Raw genomic sequence first — 14,617 nt, forward strand, 5'->3', positions numbered from 1 at the left:
ACCGGGCGCCGTCGCACCGCCGCAGGCGAAGATCGTGAATCGTTTCAAGCTACGCTTCGGCTCGGAACGCTAGGCGGCCGAATCCGGCCCGTCAAGCGCCGATTACGTACTATCTGTGCTCGTATGGAGACCTGGGGTAGCCGAGGCTGCGGGGGCTTGCCGCGCACGACCCTTCTGACCTGCGAGAACAAGCCCGGTGCCCACGAGGAGTAACGTGCCGCAGACGAGTATTCGCGAGGTAGCGAGGCGTGCCGGGGTCTCAGTTGGGACCGTTTCGAATGTCCTAAACCGGCCAAACATCGTGGCCGAAGCGACCCGTGACCGTGTGCTCGCCGCGATCGAGGAGTTGGGGTTCGTCCGTAACGAGTCCGCGCGGCGGCTCCGGCAGGGGCCCGACGACCGGCCGAGCGGGCGGGCGCGCGCGTTCGGCGTCGTCGTGGAGGACCTGACGAACCCCTACGCGTCCGACGTCGCGCGCGGCGCGGAACTCGCGTTCGAGGAGGCCGGGTTCGAGACGCTGTGGCTGTCCACCGACCACTCCGCCGACCGGGAGCGGCGCGCGCTGGAACTGCTCGCCGAGCAGCGCGCCGCGGGCGTGCTCGTCAGCTCCGTCGAGACCGGGCCGGACCGGATCGCGCGGTGGCGCGAGTCCGGGATGTGCGTCGTGCTGCTCGACCGGGCGGGGCCGGACTTCTGCTCCGCGCAGGTCGACCACGTCGCGGGCGGGGACATCGCGGCCGCGCACCTGCTGGCGCTCGGGCGGGACCGGATGGCGTTCGTGACCGGGGTGCCCGAGCCGCAGCCCGTGGTCGAGCGCTGCGAGGGCGCGGCGCGGACGCTGGCCAAGGCGGGCGCGGGCGAGCTGGCGGTGCTGACGCAGGACGCGCTGTCGCCGACCGCCGGGCAGCGCGCGGCGCGGGCGCTGGTCTCGATGTCGCCGGTGCCGACCGGGGTGTTCTGCGCGAACGACCTGCTGGCGATCGGCGTCGTCAACGAACTCGTCCGGCTCGGCGCGCGCGTCCCCGAGGACGTCGCGGTGATCGGCTACGACGACATCGAGCTGGCGCGCAGCTCGGCGGTGCCGCTGACGACGATCCGGCAGCCGCGCCGCGAACTCGGCTGGGAGGCGGCGGAGCTGGCGCTGGCCGAGACGGCGGAGGGCTCCGCGCACGAGCACCGGCAGATCGTGCTGCGGCCGGAGCTGATGGTGCGCGAATCCGCCTGATCTTGCGCGCTGGGCACTATTGACAGCACGTCCGAAATGGGCGTGACTGGTCTCTCATGGACCAGGCGATGGCGGACGCCGCCGGCATCCTCGGCTTCGACCCGTTCGACCCCGCGTTCCGGTCGGACCCCTATCCCCGTTATCCGGCTCCCGGCCCGCTCCTGCGGACGCCCGTCGGGCTGTGGGTGACGTCCTCGTACGCGCTGTGCGAGCGAGCGCTGCGCGACCCGGCGTTCGGGCACGGCGGCGCGGACGGCGAGTCGTGGCGCAGCGGCCCCGCGCGGCGCCGGTCGTTCCTCACGATGGACCCGCCGGACCACACGCGGCTGCGGCGGCTCGTCAGCAAGGCGTTCACGCCCCGGCTCGTGGAGCGGCTGCGGCCCCGCGTCACCGCGCTCGTGGACGACCTGCTCGCCGCGGCGCACGGCTCGACCGACCTCATCGCGGCGCTCGCGTACCCGCTGCCGGTCGTCGTCATCAGCGAGTTGCTGGGCGTGCCGCCGGAGGACCACGAGCGGTTCAAAGCGTGGTCGGACGCGCTCGCCCGCGGACTGGACCCCGACTTCCTGCTGCCCGCCGACGAGCTGGCGCGCCGGGACGAGGCGCGCGCCGAGTTCGCCGCCTACTTCCGCGAGCTGGCCGCGCGCCGCCGCGCGGAACCGCGCGACGACCTGCTGAGCGCGCTCGTCGCCGTGTCGGACGGCGGGGACGCCCTCAGCGAGGAAGAACTGCTCGGGACGTGCATCCTGCTGCTCGTCGCGGGCCACGAGACGACCGTCAACCTCATCGGCAACGGTGCGCTGGCGCTGCTGCGGAACCCGGACCAGCTCGCGCGCTTCCGGGCGCGGCCGGACGGCGTCGCGGCGGCGGTCGAGGAACTGCTGCGCTACGACCCGCCCGTCCAGCTCACGCTGCGGACGGCGCTCACCGACACCGACCTCGGCGGAACGCCGCTCAGGCGCGGCTCGCTGGTGCTGCTGCTCACCGGGCGCGCCAACCGGGACCCCGCCGCCTTCGCCGACCCGGACCGGCTCGACCTCGCCCGCTACGCCGACGGCACGCATGCCGCCCGGCACCTGTCGTTCGGGCAGGGCATCCACTACTGCCTGGGCGCGCCGCTCGCCCGACTCGAAGGCCAGGTCGCCCTGGCGAAGCTGTTCGAGCGGGACGTCCGCCTGTCACCGGAGCCGCTGACGTACCGCGACAACCTCGTCCTGCGCGGCCTGAGCTCCCTACCGGTGACCCTTGACGACTGATCAGGATCAGGCGCGGGCGGCGCGGAGTTCCGCCGACCTACCGCGACAACCTCATCCGGCGCGGCCTGAACGCCCACCAGCGACCCTTCACGGCTGATCCGGGGTCAGGCGCGGCGGCGCGGAGCCGCTGACCTACCGCGACAGCCCCGTGGCGCGCGGCCTGAGTTCCTACCGGTGACGCTCCACGATCGAGCCCGGGGTCAGGCGCGGGCGGCGCGGAGTTCTACGGCGTCGAGGAAGAGGGCGAGGGCGGTTTCGAACTGGTCCTCGCGGTCGACCTCGGCGAGGTGGGGGGCGACGGCGGCCAGGTGGGGGTACTTCTCGGGCGACGCGGCCAGGTACTCGCGGCCCCAGGCCGCCGCGTCGCCGGCCAGCGCCTTGGGGTCGGCGACCAGGAGGTTGGCCTCGAAGGCGGCCTGGGCCAGGGCGACGTCGACCAGGGCGCGGTAGCAGGACGCCGCCTCGCGGCCGGCGAGGCCCGCCTGGTGGAGGGCGGCGAGGACGATCTCCGCGCCCAGGAACTCCGTCTCGCGGCGCGTGGTCCGCCCGGCGACCAGCACCGCGACCTGCGGGTGCGCGCAGCACGCGCGGCGGACGCGGCGGGCGAGGCCCGCGAGCGTCTCGCGCCAGTCGACGGACGGCGCGAAGCCGTCCAGCGCCGCCGCGAGCAGGCGTTCGGCGAGCGCGAGCAGCAGGTCGTCCTTGCTGCCGAAGTGCCGCAGCACGGCGGTGTGGTCCGCGCCGAGCTCCGCGCCGAGCCGCCGGAAGGTGAGGGCCTGCGGTCCGCCGTCCTCGATGATCTTCATGGCGGCGTCGACGATGCGGTCGGGGGTCAGGGATCGCCGTCGCGCGGCCGAGTCGATCACCTACCCAGAATAGGCCCGCGCGTTGATGCACCACTGTTGACACCATTGGTGCGCGAGGGGTTTCATGCCGGTGGCCGTCCCCCCGACCCGAAGGAGAACCCGGCATGCCGTTCTTCAGAAGACTGCTCGCCACGACCACGGCGGTCGGCGCGCTCGTCGCCGCCGTGCCCGGCGCGGCCCGCGCCGACGACGCGCCGCTGCCCCTGCCGCTGCTGGCGCACGCGCCGTTCTATCCGACGACGACCGTCCAGCCCGCGGACCGCCCGCTCGCGCTGAAGCGCGACACGCGGGCGCTGGACGTCAGCTACACCTACCAGGGCACGAAACGGACGCTGAAGGACTTCCTGAACCGCTCGTCCACGCTCGGGTTCCTCGTGCTGCGCGGCGACACGGTCGTCAACGAGCAGTACTTCTCCGGCTACGACGCCGGGAGCCGGTTCAACTCCTGGTCGGTCGGCAAGTCGATCACGTCGGCCGCGATCGGCGCCGCCGTCGCGGACGGCAAGATCCGCTCGGTGGACGATCCCGTGACCGCGTACGTCCCCGAGCTGCGCGGCACCGGGTACGACGGGGTCAAGATCCGCGACGTGCTGCACATGGCGTCCGGCCACGACTACGACGAGACGAACTACTTCGACCCGACCAAGGGCTCCACCGCCACGATGATCCGCATGGTCTTCGGCGCGAAGCTCGCCGACCAGGCCAAGGAGGGCGGCCGCAAGGAGCAGCCCGGCACCCGCTGGAACTACGACTCGATGAACACGTTCGTGCTCGGCTGGGTCGTCCGGAAGGCGACCGGCAAGTCGCTCGCGTCGTACGTGCAGGACCGGATCTGGCGGCCCGCCGGAATGGAGTCGGCGATGCAGATGGGCCGCGACTACTCCGGCAGCGAGATCGCGTTCTGCTGCTACCACGCGACCGTGCGGGACTTCGGCCGGTTCGGGCTGCTGTACCTGCGCGACGGCAAGGGCCCCGACGGGCGTCCGGTGCTGCCCGCGTCCTGGGTGCGCGACTCCGTCACGAGCACCGAGCCGTACCTGCAGCCAGGCAGCCTCGTCCCGGACAAGCCCGACGACCCGGAGAACGACTTCGGCTACGGCTACCAGTGGTGGCTCGGGAACGGCGGGCAGGGCGACTACTCGGCCATCGGCATCCTCGGCCAGTTCGTCTACGTCTCGCCGCGCGACGGCGTCGTGATCGTCAAGACGAGCCAGGACCTCAACTCGGCGGCGCACCAGGCGGAGTCGCTGTACGCGTTCCGCGCCGTCGCCGACGCCGTGGCGCACTGACCGCGGAAACGCCGCGGCCCCGCACCCGAAGGTGCGGGGCCGCGGTCCGCGCTACGGACCGGCTGCAGGGGGTCGAGACCCGCACGCGAAAGTGCGGGGCCGCGTCCGCGCTACTGCGGCTTGACCAGTGGGAACAGGATCGTGTCCCGGATGCCCTTGCCGGTGAACGCCATGATCATGCGGTCGATGCCCGCGCCCATGCCGCCGGTGGGCGGCATGGCGTACTCCAGGGCGCGCAGGAAGTCCTCGTCGAGCTGCATGGCCTCCGGGTCGCCGCCCGCCGCGAGCAGCGACTGCTCGGTGAGGCGGCGGCGCTGCTCGACCGGGTCGACCAGCTCGGAGTACGCGGTGCCCAGCTCGGTGCCGAAGCCGATGAGGTCCCACTTCTCGGTGAGCAGCGGCTCCTCGCGGTGCTGGCGGGTCAGCGGGGACGTCTCCAGCGGGTAGTCCATGACGAACGTCGGCTGGACGAGCGTGTGCTCGATCAGCTCCTCGAAGATCTCCTGGACGAGCCGCCCCTGCCCCCACTTGGCGTCCACGTGGACGCCCGCCGCCTCGGCGTGCTTGCGGACGGTCTCGATCGGCGTGTGCGGGGTGATCTCCTCGCCCAGCTTCTCCGACACCGACCCGTACAGCGTGATCCGCGGCCACTCGGGCAGCCCGAGGTCGATCTCGACGTCCCCGTGGCGCACGACGGTGGTGCCCAGCGCGGCGACGACCGCCTTCTGGTACATCCGCTGCGTCAGGTCGGCCATCGCGTTGTAGTCGAGGTACGTGCCGTACGCCTCCAGCATCGTGAACTCGGGGTTGTGCGTGGAGTCCGCGCCCTCGTTCCGGAAGTTCCGGTTGATCTCGAAGACCTTCTCGATGCCGCCGACGACGAGCCGCTTGAGGTACAGCTCGATCGCGATCCGCAGGTAGAGGTCCATGTCGTAGGCGTTGATGTGGGTCGCGAACGGCCGCGCCGCCGCCCCGCCGTGGATCGGCTGGAGCATCGGCGTCTCGACCTCGAGGTACCCCTCGTCGTGCCAGAAGTCGCGGACCGCGCGCACGGTGGCGCTGCGGATGCGGGCCATCCGGCGGGCCTCGTCGTTGACGATGAGGTCGACGTAGCGCATCCGGACGCGCGCCTCGGGGTCGGTGAGGCCCGCGTGCTTCTCCGGCAGCGGCCGCAGCGACTTGGAGGTGATCGCGTAGCGGTCGGCCATGACCGACAGCTCGCCGCGCCGGGACGTGATGACCTCGCCCTCGACGCCGATGTGGTCGCCGAGGTCGACGTCGCGCTTCCACGCGTCGAGCGCGTCCTGGCCGACGTTGGCCAGCGACAGCATGACCTGGAGGTCGCCCGAGCCGTCGCGGATCGTCGCGAAGCAGAGCTTCCCGGTGTTGCGCAGGAGCATGACGCGACCGGTGACGCCGACCTTGTCGCCCGTCTCCGTGCCCGCCTCCAGCCCGGTGTATTTCTCCCGGATGTCGGCGTTGGTCGCCGTGCGGGGGAAGGTCACCGGGTAGGGGTCGATGCCGGCCGCGCGGAGGCGGTCGAGCTTCTCCCGGCGCACGCGCATCTGCTCCGGGAGGTCGTCGTAGGTCTCGTCGCTCACCGTCTCAGGCTACCGACCCGTCCGAACGCGCCGCGAACCGATTCACAGCCTGTGGAAAACTCCGCGGCTCAGGGCGTGTTGCGCTCGTAGATCAGCCGGAGGCCGACGAGCGTCAGCCACGGCTCGAACTCGTCGATGCTGCGGGATTCCTCCAGGACGAGCGGCGCGAGGCCGCCCGTCGCGATGACGGTGACCTCGGCCGGGTCCTCGGCCAGTTCCTCCGACATGCGCTCGACCAGGCCGTCCACCTGCCCGGCGAAGCCGAAGATGATCCCGGACTGCAGCGCCTCGACGGTGTTCTTGGCGATGACGCTGCGCGGCCGGACCAGCTCGATCTTGTGGAGCTGCGCGCCGCGCGCCGACAGCGCGTCGATGGAAATCTCGATGCCGGGCGCGATGGCGCCGCCGACGTACTCGCCGCGCGAGGACACCGCGTCGAACGTCGTCGCGGTGCCGAAGTCCACGACGATCGCCGGGCCGCCGTGCAGGTGGACGGCCGCGAGCGCGTTGACGATGCGGTCCGCGCCGACCTCCTTGGGGTTGTCCATGCGGACCGGGACGCCCGTCTTGACGCCGGGCTCCACGATCACGGCGGGCACGTCGCCGTAGTAGCGGCGGCACATCTCCCGCATCTCGTGCAGGACGGACGGAACCGTCGAGCACAGGGCGATTCCGCTGATGTCGGTGTCCGCGAGCAGCGGGCTCTGCTGCACGAGCCCCTGCAGCACGACGGCGATCTCGTCGGCGGTCCGGCGCGGATCGGTGTTGATCCGCCAGTGCTCGATCACCTCTTCGCCCTCGAACAGCCCGAGGACGGTGTTGGTGTTGCCGACGTCGATGGTGAGCAGCATCAGGTCCCCGCTGGTCAGGTGTGCGATCCCCGGCCCGCCGGTGCGGACGGGCGGCGATCAAGAAAAGTCAAGGCCGATGTCGAACGCGCGCGACGAGTGCGTGAGCGCGCCCACTGCAAGGTAGTCCACGCCCGTCGCGGCCACGTCCGCGGCCCCGGCCAAAGCGAGGCCGCCGCTGGCCTCCAGTTCGGCGCGGCCGTCCACCAGCTTCACGGCCGCCGCCGTCTCCGGGACGGACATGTTGTCGAGCAGGATCGACGTCGCGCCCGCCGCCAGCGCCTCCGCGACCTGGTCGAGGGTGTCGCACTCCACCTGCACGTGCAGCGACGGGTAGACGGCGCGGATCGCCTCGTAGGCGCGGGTGACCGAACCGGCCGCCGCGACGTGGTTGTCCTTGACCAGCGCCGCGTCCGCCAGGCTCATCCGGTGGTTGACGCCGCCGCCGCAGCGCACCGCGTACTTCTGGAGGGCGCGCAGGCCCGGCAGCGTCTTGCGGCTGTCGCGGACGCACGCACCGGTGCCCTCGATCGCGTCCGCCCAGCGCCGCGTCTCCGTCGCGATGCCCGACAGGTGGGTGAGCAGGTTCAGCGCGGTGCGCTCCGCGCGGAGCAGGGCGCGGGTCGGGCCGGACGCCGAGATCAGGACGTCGCCCGCCGCGACGCGGTCGCCGTCCGCGACGCGCGCCTCGTAGGCGACGCCGAGCAGTTCGAGGACGACGGCCGCGACCGGGACGCCCGCGACGACGCCGTCCTCGCGGGCGGTGAAGTCCCCGGCGGCGGTGTCGTCCGGGCCGAAGATCGGCTCGCTGGTGACGTCCACCGCGCCGTCCTCGGCGAGCGCGGCGCGGACGAGCGCCGCCGTCGCGGCCGGGTCGAGTCCGGCGGCGGCGAGGCGGGCGGCGAGGTCCGGGGTCAGGTCGGTCATCGGTGCTCCTCGTAGACGGTGGCGAGGCCGGTCCCGGCCCGCCGGGTGACCAGGTGGCCGCGCCAGGCGGCGTCGTCCCGGTCGGGACGGTCCGCGCGCCAGTGGCTGCCGCGCGTCTCGGTGCGCCGCCGCGCGGCCGCCGCGACGGCGCTCGCGACGGTGTGCAGGTTCGTCGCCTCCCACGCGGCCACGTCCGGCGCGACGTCGGCGGACGGGACGAGCGCGGCGAGGTCGGCGGCGGCGCGGTCCAGCCCGGCCGCGTCCCGCAGGACGCCGACGTGCGCGGACATCGTCCGCTGGACGGCCTCGCGCGCCGCGCCGGGCAGCAGCCCCGCGGGCCCGTCCGCCGGGACCGCCGGGCCGGGGTCGTTGCGGTCGGCGGCGACCGCGGCCGCGATGCGCTCGGCGAACACGAGCCCTTCCAGCAGCGAGTTCGACGCGAGCCGGTTCGCGCCGTGGACGCCGGTGCAGGCGACCTCCCCGCACGCGTACAGGCCCGGCACGGACGTCCGCCCGTGCAGGTCGGTGCGGACGCCGCCGCTGGCGTAGTGCGCGCCGGGCGCGACGGGGATCGGCTCGGTGACGGGGTCGATGCCGTGGAAGCGGCACGCGGCGAGGATCGTCGGGAACCGCCGCTCCCACAGCTCCGCGCCGAAGTGGCGGGCGTCCAGCAGCATGCAGGGCTCGCCGGTCTCGCTCATCCGGCTCATGATGCCCTTGGCGACGACGTCGCGGGGGGCCAGCTCGCCGAGCTCGTGGCGGCCGGTCATGAACCGCGTCCCGGACCGGTCCACCAGGTGCGCGCCCTCGCCGCGGACGGCCTCCGACACCAGCGGCTGGCGGCCCCGCGCGCCCGGCCCGAGCCACAGCACGGTCGGGTGGAACTGGACGAACTCCAGGTCGGTGACCGCCGCTCCGGCGCGCAGCGCGAGCGCGACGCCGTCGCCGGTGGAGACCTCCGGGTTGGTGGTGGCGGCGAAGACCTGGCCGAGGCCGCCGGTGGCCAGGACGACCGCGCGGGCGCGGACCGCGCCGACGCCGCCGGGCCGCCCCTCGCCCATGACGTGCAGGGTGACGCCCGCCGCGCGGCCGGCCGCGTCGCGCAGCAGGTCCAGGACGAGCGCGTGCTCGATGACCTCGACGCCCGCGTCCTTGAGCGCGGCGCGCAGCGCGCGGCTGATCTCTGCGCCGGTCGCGTCGCCGCCCGCGTGGGCGATGCGGCGGCGGTGGTGGCCGCCCTCGCGCGTCAGCGACAGGTCGCCGCCGGGGTCGCGGTCGAACTCGGCGCCGCGGGCGATGAGCCGCCGGACGGCGGCGGGGCCGTCGGTGACGAGCGCGCGGACGGCGGCCTCGTCGCAGAGGCCGACCCCGGCGGTGAGGGTGTCGGCGAGGTGGTCGTCGGGGGTGTCGGCGGGGTCGAGCGCGGCGGCGACGCCGCCCTGCGCCCAGCGGGTGGAGCCCGCGTCCAGCAGGGCCTTGGTGACGAGCAGGACGCGGCCGTGCGGGCGGCAGTCCAGCGCGGCGACGAGCCCGGCGACGCCGGAGCCGATCACCACGACGTCGGCGTCGGCGGTCCAGCCGGGGGCGGGCGCCGTGAGCACACGAGCGATCATGTGCCCCTCCTCAGGGGGTCGATTTTCGTCATTGTGACACTAACCCCGGGGGCGGCATGCGACGGCCCCCGCCCGAACGCGGACGGGGGCCGGGAACGCGCAGGTCAGCGGTGGATCAGGTCACCGCGCGCGTCGGTCGTGCCGGGCACCGGCTCGGCCGGGTCCGAGCCGAGCGAGATGATGTTGTTCGAGCGGTCCACGTGGACGACGCGCGGCTCGAACGACCGCGCGTCCGCGTCGCTCATCTGCGCGTAGCTGATGATGATCACCAGGTCGCCGGGGGCGACGAGCCGCGCCGCCGCGCCGTTGATCCCGATGACCCCCGAGCCGCGCTCGCCCGCGATGAGGTAGGTCTCCAGCCGCGCGCCGTTGTCGATGTCCACGATGTGGACCTGCTCGCCGGGCAGCAGGTCCGCGGCGTCCATCAGGTCCTGGTCGAGTGTCAGGGAGCCGACGTAGTGCAGGTCGGCCTGGGTCACCGTGGCGCGGTGGATCTTCGACTTGAACATGGTCCGGAACATCGGGACTCCTTAGGGGGCGCCCGTCGCCGACGGGCGGGCGGATCAGGCGGTTCGGTCGGGGAAGCTCAGCGGGACGTTGTCGATGAGGTGGGTGCCGCCGACGCGCCCCGCCACGGCGAGCACGGCCGGTCCCGCGTGGTCCGCGGCGACCTCCTCGAACGTCGCCGGATCGACGAGGACGAGGTAGTCCAGGCGCAGCGGCGGCTCGTCGCCGGCCGCCGCCGCGAGCACGGCCGAGGCCGCCTTGCGGACGGCGTCCGGACCGCTCCCGGCGGCCTCCGCGCCCGCCCGCAGCGCCCGCGACAGCGCCGTCGCGGTCACCCGGTCCGCGTCCGCCAGGTAGCGGTTGCGGCTGGACAGGGCCAGGCCGTCCGGCTCCCGGACGGTCGGCGCGCCCACGACCTCCACCGGGACGTTCAGGTCGGCGACCATCCGGCGGACGAGGGCTAGCTGCTGGGCGTCCTTCTCCCCGAAGATCGCCGCATCCGGGCGCACCAGCTGGAACAACTTCATGACGACCGTGAGCATTCCATCGAAATGCCCCGGCCGCGCGGCGCCCTCCACCCGCTCGCCCATCGGGCCCGCCTTCAGCGTGACCTGGGGCTCGGTGGGATACATCTCACGGACGGTCGGCGCGAACACCACGTCCACGCCCTCCTGCTCGCACACCGCGAGATCGGCGTCGAACGTTCGGGGGTAACGGTCCAAGTCCTCGCCCGCGCCGAACTGGAGCGGGTTGACGAAGACGCTCACCACCACCGCGTCGGCGGCCGCGCGGCCCCGGCGCATCAGCGAACGGTGGCCCTCGTGCAGCGCCCCCATCGTGGGCACCAGCGCCAGCGTCCCCGGCAGCGCGGCGCGGGCCGCGTCGAGTTCCGCCCGGGTCCGGGCTATGACGGGCGTCATGGGACTCCCTTCCCTCAGTCGGCCAGCACGCCGAGGAGGCGCTCGGCGTCCTCGGGCCTGAGCAGTCCGGCGGCCAGCGCGCGGTCGGCGGTCAGCCGGGCCAGCGCGACGTAGGCGGTGCGGCTCTCCGGCGACACCCGGCCGAGTTCCGCGACGTGGTCCGCGACCGTCCGCGCGTCCCCGCGCGCGACGGGGCCCGTCAGCCCCTCCATGCCGAGCCGCAGCGCGTTGTCCAGCGACGCGCCGAGCAGCGGGCCGAGCGCCCGGCCCGGCTCCGCGACGCCCGCCGCGCGCAGCAGGTCCATCGCCTCGACGACCAGCGTGACCAGGTGGTTCGCGCCGCCCGCGAGCGCCGCGTGGTACAGCGGGCGGCGGTCCTCCTCGATCCAGACGGGCTCGCCGCCCATCTCCACGACCAGCGCCTCCGCGACGGGCCGCAGCGGCTCGGGGGCCGTCACGCCGAACGTGACGCCCGACATGCGGTCGGCGTCGTCGGCGCGGCCCGTGAACGTCATGACCGGATGGACGGCCAGCGGGAGCGCCCCGGCGGCCGTCAGCGGGGCGAGCACCGCCGTGCCGTGGCGGCCGCTGGCGTGCAGGACGAGCTTGCCGGTGACGTCCACGCCCGTCGCGACGAGCCCGGCGGCCAGATCGGGCAGGTCGTCGTCGGGGACGGTCAGCAGCGCGAGATCGGCGGCGGCCACGGCCTCCTGCGGCGTGACCAGCGCGGCGTCGGGCAGCCGCTGCGCGGCGCGCTCCCTGGACGGCCCCGAAACCGCGGACGCCGCGACGACGCGATGCCCGGCCCGCGCGAGCGCCGCACCGAGCGCCGTCCCGACGCGCCCCGCGCCGACGACGCCCACGGAAAGGCGGGCGGGCCTGTCCTGCGGGCTCGCCATTTCCCCATCAAAATGGGCGAGTGACTCCATACCGTTCGTTCCAGTCCTCAGTGTAGGTACCGGACGTGCGCGGTCCAGAGTACTTGGGATGTCACTTGTGGGGGGACGACCCCCCACACCCCCCGAGCGCGGAGCATGCATCCTCACTCGCTGGCGCTCGCTCCGGTGCATCCTCCGCGCTGCGGCCGCCCGGCCGCTCGCCTGGCGGCTCGCGGCCGTGCGCCCGCGGGCAACCCCCTGTCCTGCGCTCGCGTCGGCGGACAACCCCGTGGCTTTCGCCCATGCGTCGGCGAACAACCCCGTGGCTCTCACCCTTGCGTCGGGGACAACCCCGTGGCTTTCACCCTTGCGTCGGCGAACAGTTCCCGTGGCTCCCGCCCGTGTGTCGGCGAGGAACCCCGGTAGTTCACGCCGCGCGCGAAGGCAACCTCGATGGCTCGCCGCCGCGTGTCCGCAGGCCGCCCTTTGGCTCGCCGCCGTGCTCGGGGCAACCCGCTGCCCGCCAGCGCGCCCGCAGGCAACCCCTGGCTCACCGCCACGCTCGGGGACAACCCCGCTGGCTCACCGCCGCGCGTACGCAAGCGCCCCTGGGCTCGCCGTTGTGCTCGGTGGCAATCCCGGCGTCCGCCAGTGCGCGCACGCAGGCAACCTTTGGCTCGCCGCCGCGCTCAGGGGCGATCCCGAGTTCACCGCCGCGCGTCCGCAGGCAGCCCCGGGCTCGCCGCCGCACGGGGGCAAGCCCCGTGGGTTCGCCGCCGCGCGGGCGACTCTCCAGGCTCACCGCCATACGGTTGCAGCCAGCCTTGGCCTTGCCGCCGTGCGGAGGCGACGCCCGGTCGTTCGCCGTCGCGGACAACGTCCTGAGCGCACCGCCCTACGGTTGCGGGCAACCCTGGGCGCACCGCCGCGCGAAGGCAACGCCCGGTCGCCGCCACGCAGACGACGTCCCAGGCTCACCACCCTGCGGTTGCAGGCAACCCTGGGTTCACGCCGCACTGGGCTAGCCCAGTGGTTCGCCGCCGCGCGGACGACTCGCCAGGCTCACCACCGTGCGGTTGCAGGCAGCTCTGGGTTTGTCGCCGTGCGGAGGCGACGCGCGGTCGTTCGCCGTCGCGGACAACTTCTTGAGCGCACCGCCTTACGGTTGCGGGCAACCCTGGGCGCACCGCCGCGCGGAGGCAATGCCCGGTCGTTCGCCGCCGCTCGGACGACTTCCCAGGCTCACCACCCTGCGGTTGCAAGCAGCTTTGGGTTTGTCGCCGTGCGGAGGCCACCCGGTCGCCGCTGCGCGGACGGCTTCCTGCGGCTCGCCACCGTGCGACCGTGAGCCGGCCTGGGCTCGCTGACGCGCATGTAGGTGAACCCGGCGGTTTGCGGGTGCGTGCGCGGAAGGCCCGAAGTGGCCGTCCGGTTCTGTCGATTCAGTTGAGCGGCCCTCACGGCGCCGTGTGTTCATCCTGCACCACTGAGCCGTCCAGCCGGGGTATTCGCCGTGGCTGGGAGGAGTCGGTCGCCCGCAGGTGGTCGACCGCGGTCGGTCGTGCCGCTGTGCTGGCTCTGTCCCGCGTGAGCCGTGGACTGCGCGGCCCCCAGCGCTCGCAACCGGGTGCTCCGCGCGGTGGCCGGCCCGAGCGCGGTCGGCAGGCCCTCCGGTCGGCTGACATGGCCGGCGAGGGAGAGGTCGCCAGGCTGCGGGTCGTCTCGGGATGGACGGGCAGCCAGGTGTCCACCGCGCGCGCGTCCTGGAAACCGGCCCGAGCGTGCTGTCCGGCGCAGCGGACAACGTCCGCGCCGACGACCAGGTCGCCAAGGGCCGCTTGTTCACGGGTCGTCATCCGCCCGCCCGTTCACCCACGTGGCCGGCGGGCGAGCGGTCGGCCGGGCGAACCAGCGACCGGCCGAACCAGCGACCGGGCGAACGAGCGACCGGGTGAGCAGGTGAGCGGGCGAGCAGATGGCCGGGCGGGCGGATGAGCGAGCGGGCGGATGAGCGAGCGGGCGGGTGAGCGAGCGGGCGGGTGAGCGGGTGGGCGGGTGAGCGGGTGAGCAGATGGCCGGGCGGGCGGGTGAATGGGCGAGCAGGTGAGCGGGCGAGCAGGCGAGCGAGCGGGCAGGAGAGCGAGCGGGCAGGAGAGCAGGCAGGTGAGCGATCGGCCGGGCGGCCGGGTGAGCAGGCGAGGGGGCGGGTGAGCAGGCGACGGGTGAGCGGGCGGGCAGCGGAGACGGGCGAGCAGGTGAGCGGGCGGGCAGCCGGGTGATCGCTGGGTGGTGGGGGCAGGCAGCCGGGTGATCGCTGGGTGGTGGGGGCAGGCAGGGCGGGGTCGGGTCGCCGGGCGGGGGGCGCTAAGCATGCGCCGCCCGGCGTGCGTTTATGGGTTGATGGGGCTCGGGTCGGCGGGGAGAGCGGGGTGTCGGGTGATGGCTGGCGGGTGATCGCGTGGCGGGCGGCGGGGTTGTCTGGGGCTGAGTTGTTGAAGGGTGATCGACAGGCTGCCCGCCCACTCGGCAGAGACGGGCGGGCAGGCAGGCGGGCAGGTGGGTGGGCAGTTGTCGTACAGCGGGCCGCCTGAGGGGGCCGTCTGGGGCGGGTTGGTGGGCGGTGAAGCGGGGGCAGTCGGGCAGGTCGGTGGGCGGACAGGCAGGCGGGCGGACAGGCAGGCGGGCGG

Annotated in this window: 11 protein-coding genes; 3 read left to right on the top strand and 8 right to left on the bottom strand. The window is 73.9% G+C overall.

Annotated features, from left to right (window positions below; all coding sequences use genetic code 11):
- Positions 1-214: 214 nt before the first annotated feature.
- A complete protein-coding gene (locus tag G339_RS0120960) occupies positions 215-1,225 on the top strand; it encodes a LacI family DNA-binding transcriptional regulator (protein WP_033323713.1) in 1,011 nt (336 codons plus the stop codon).
- Between the two features lie 68 nt (positions 1,226-1,293).
- Positions 1,294-2,481 carry a cytochrome P450 gene (locus tag G339_RS0120965; protein WP_019633032.1) on the top strand — a complete coding sequence of 396 codons (1,188 nt, stop codon included), beginning with the start codon at positions 1,294-1,296 and terminating at the stop codon, positions 2,479-2,481.
- Between the two features lie 200 nt (positions 2,482-2,681).
- On the opposite strand, the gene G339_RS0120970 is transcribed toward G339_RS0120965, so the two are convergent.
- Positions 2,682-3,347 carry a TetR/AcrR family transcriptional regulator gene (locus G339_RS0120970; RefSeq protein WP_019633033.1) on the bottom strand — a complete coding sequence of 222 codons (666 nt, stop codon included), beginning with the start codon at positions 3,345-3,347 and terminating at the stop codon, positions 2,682-2,684.
- A gap of 104 nt (positions 3,348-3,451) precedes the next feature.
- Between G339_RS0120970 and G339_RS0120975 the strand changes: the two genes are divergently transcribed.
- Positions 3,452-4,636, top strand: a complete 1,185-nt coding sequence (locus tag G339_RS0120975; RefSeq protein ID WP_019633034.1) for a serine hydrolase domain-containing protein — start codon at positions 3,452-3,454, stop codon at positions 4,634-4,636.
- Positions 4,637-4,746: 110 nt separating this feature from the next.
- Here the strand turns inward: G339_RS0120975 and lysX are convergent, their stop codons facing one another.
- The 7 genes from lysX to G339_RS0121010 form a co-directional block, all read right to left on the bottom strand.
- Complete coding sequence (gene lysX / locus G339_RS0120980) at positions 4,747-6,201, bottom strand: bifunctional lysylphosphatidylglycerol synthetase/lysine--tRNA ligase LysX (RefSeq protein WP_051107912.1); 1,455 nt, start codon at positions 6,199-6,201, stop codon at positions 4,747-4,749.
- 104 nt (positions 6,202-6,305) lie between these two features.
- Positions 6,306-7,088, bottom strand: coding sequence for a type III pantothenate kinase (locus G339_RS0120985; protein WP_019633036.1), 783 nt, complete (start codon positions 7,086-7,088; stop codon positions 6,306-6,308).
- Between the two features lie 57 nt (positions 7,089-7,145).
- A complete protein-coding gene (gene nadC / locus G339_RS41025; RefSeq protein WP_019633037.1) occupies positions 7,146-8,012 on the bottom strand; it encodes a carboxylating nicotinate-nucleotide diphosphorylase in 867 nt (288 codons plus the stop codon).
- Complete coding sequence (locus G339_RS0120995; protein ID WP_033323715.1) at positions 8,009-9,625, bottom strand: L-aspartate oxidase; 1,617 nt, start codon at positions 9,623-9,625, stop codon at positions 8,009-8,011. Before G339_RS0120995 ends, nadC begins: the two co-directional genes overlap by 4 nt.
- A gap of 104 nt (positions 9,626-9,729) precedes the next feature.
- A complete protein-coding gene (gene panD, locus G339_RS0121000; RefSeq protein WP_019633039.1) occupies positions 9,730-10,146 on the bottom strand; it encodes an aspartate 1-decarboxylase in 417 nt (138 codons plus the stop codon).
- 42 nt (positions 10,147-10,188) lie between these two features.
- Positions 10,189-11,052, bottom strand: a complete 864-nt coding sequence (gene panC, locus G339_RS0121005) for a pantoate--beta-alanine ligase (protein WP_019633040.1) — start codon at positions 11,050-11,052, stop codon at positions 10,189-10,191.
- A 14-nt stretch (positions 11,053-11,066) separates the two neighbouring features.
- Entirely contained in the window at positions 11,067-11,951 is an 885-nt protein-coding gene (locus tag G339_RS0121010; protein WP_026341641.1) for a Rossmann-like and DUF2520 domain-containing protein, read from the bottom strand.
- Positions 11,952-14,617 lie beyond the last annotated feature (2,666 nt).

The organism is Actinomadura atramentaria DSM 43919 (genome assembly GCF_000381885.1).
Taxonomy (GTDB): domain Bacteria; phylum Actinomycetota; class Actinomycetes; order Streptosporangiales; family Streptosporangiaceae; genus Spirillospora; species Spirillospora atramentaria.

What these genes read in the sequence shown, in the direction of transcription:
- panC (WP_019633040.1), bottom strand. Translation starts at nt 11,052, where the DNA reads ATGACGCCCGTCATAGCCCGGACCCGGGCGGAACTCGACGCGGCCCGC.
- G339_RS0120985 (WP_019633036.1), bottom strand. Translation starts at nt 7,088, where the DNA reads ATGCTGCTCACCATCGACGTCGGCAACACCAACACCGTCCTCGGGCTG.
- lysX (WP_051107912.1), bottom strand. Translation starts at nt 6,201, where the DNA reads ATGCGCGTGCGCCGGGAGAAGCTCGACCGCCTCCGCGCGGCCGGCATC.
- G339_RS0120965 (WP_019633032.1), top strand. Translation starts at nt 1,294, where the DNA reads ATGGCGGACGCCGCCGGCATCCTCGGCTTCGACCCGTTCGACCCCGCG.
- G339_RS0120995 (WP_033323715.1), bottom strand. Translation starts at nt 9,625, where the DNA reads ATGATCGCTCGTGTGCTCACGGCGCCCGCCCCCGGCTGGACCGCCGAC.
- nadC (WP_019633037.1), bottom strand. Translation starts at nt 8,012, where the DNA reads ATGACCGACCTGACCCCGGACCTCGCCGCCCGCCTCGCCGCCGCCGGA.
- panD (WP_019633039.1), bottom strand. Translation starts at nt 10,146, where the DNA reads ATGTTCCGGACCATGTTCAAGTCGAAGATCCACCGCGCCACGGTGACC.
- G339_RS0121010 (WP_026341641.1), bottom strand. Translation starts at nt 11,951, where the DNA reads ATGGCGAGCCCGCAGGACAGGCCCGCCCGCCTTTCCGTGGGCGTCGTC.
- G339_RS0120975 (WP_019633034.1), top strand. Translation starts at nt 3,452, where the DNA reads ATGCCGTTCTTCAGAAGACTGCTCGCCACGACCACGGCGGTCGGCGCG.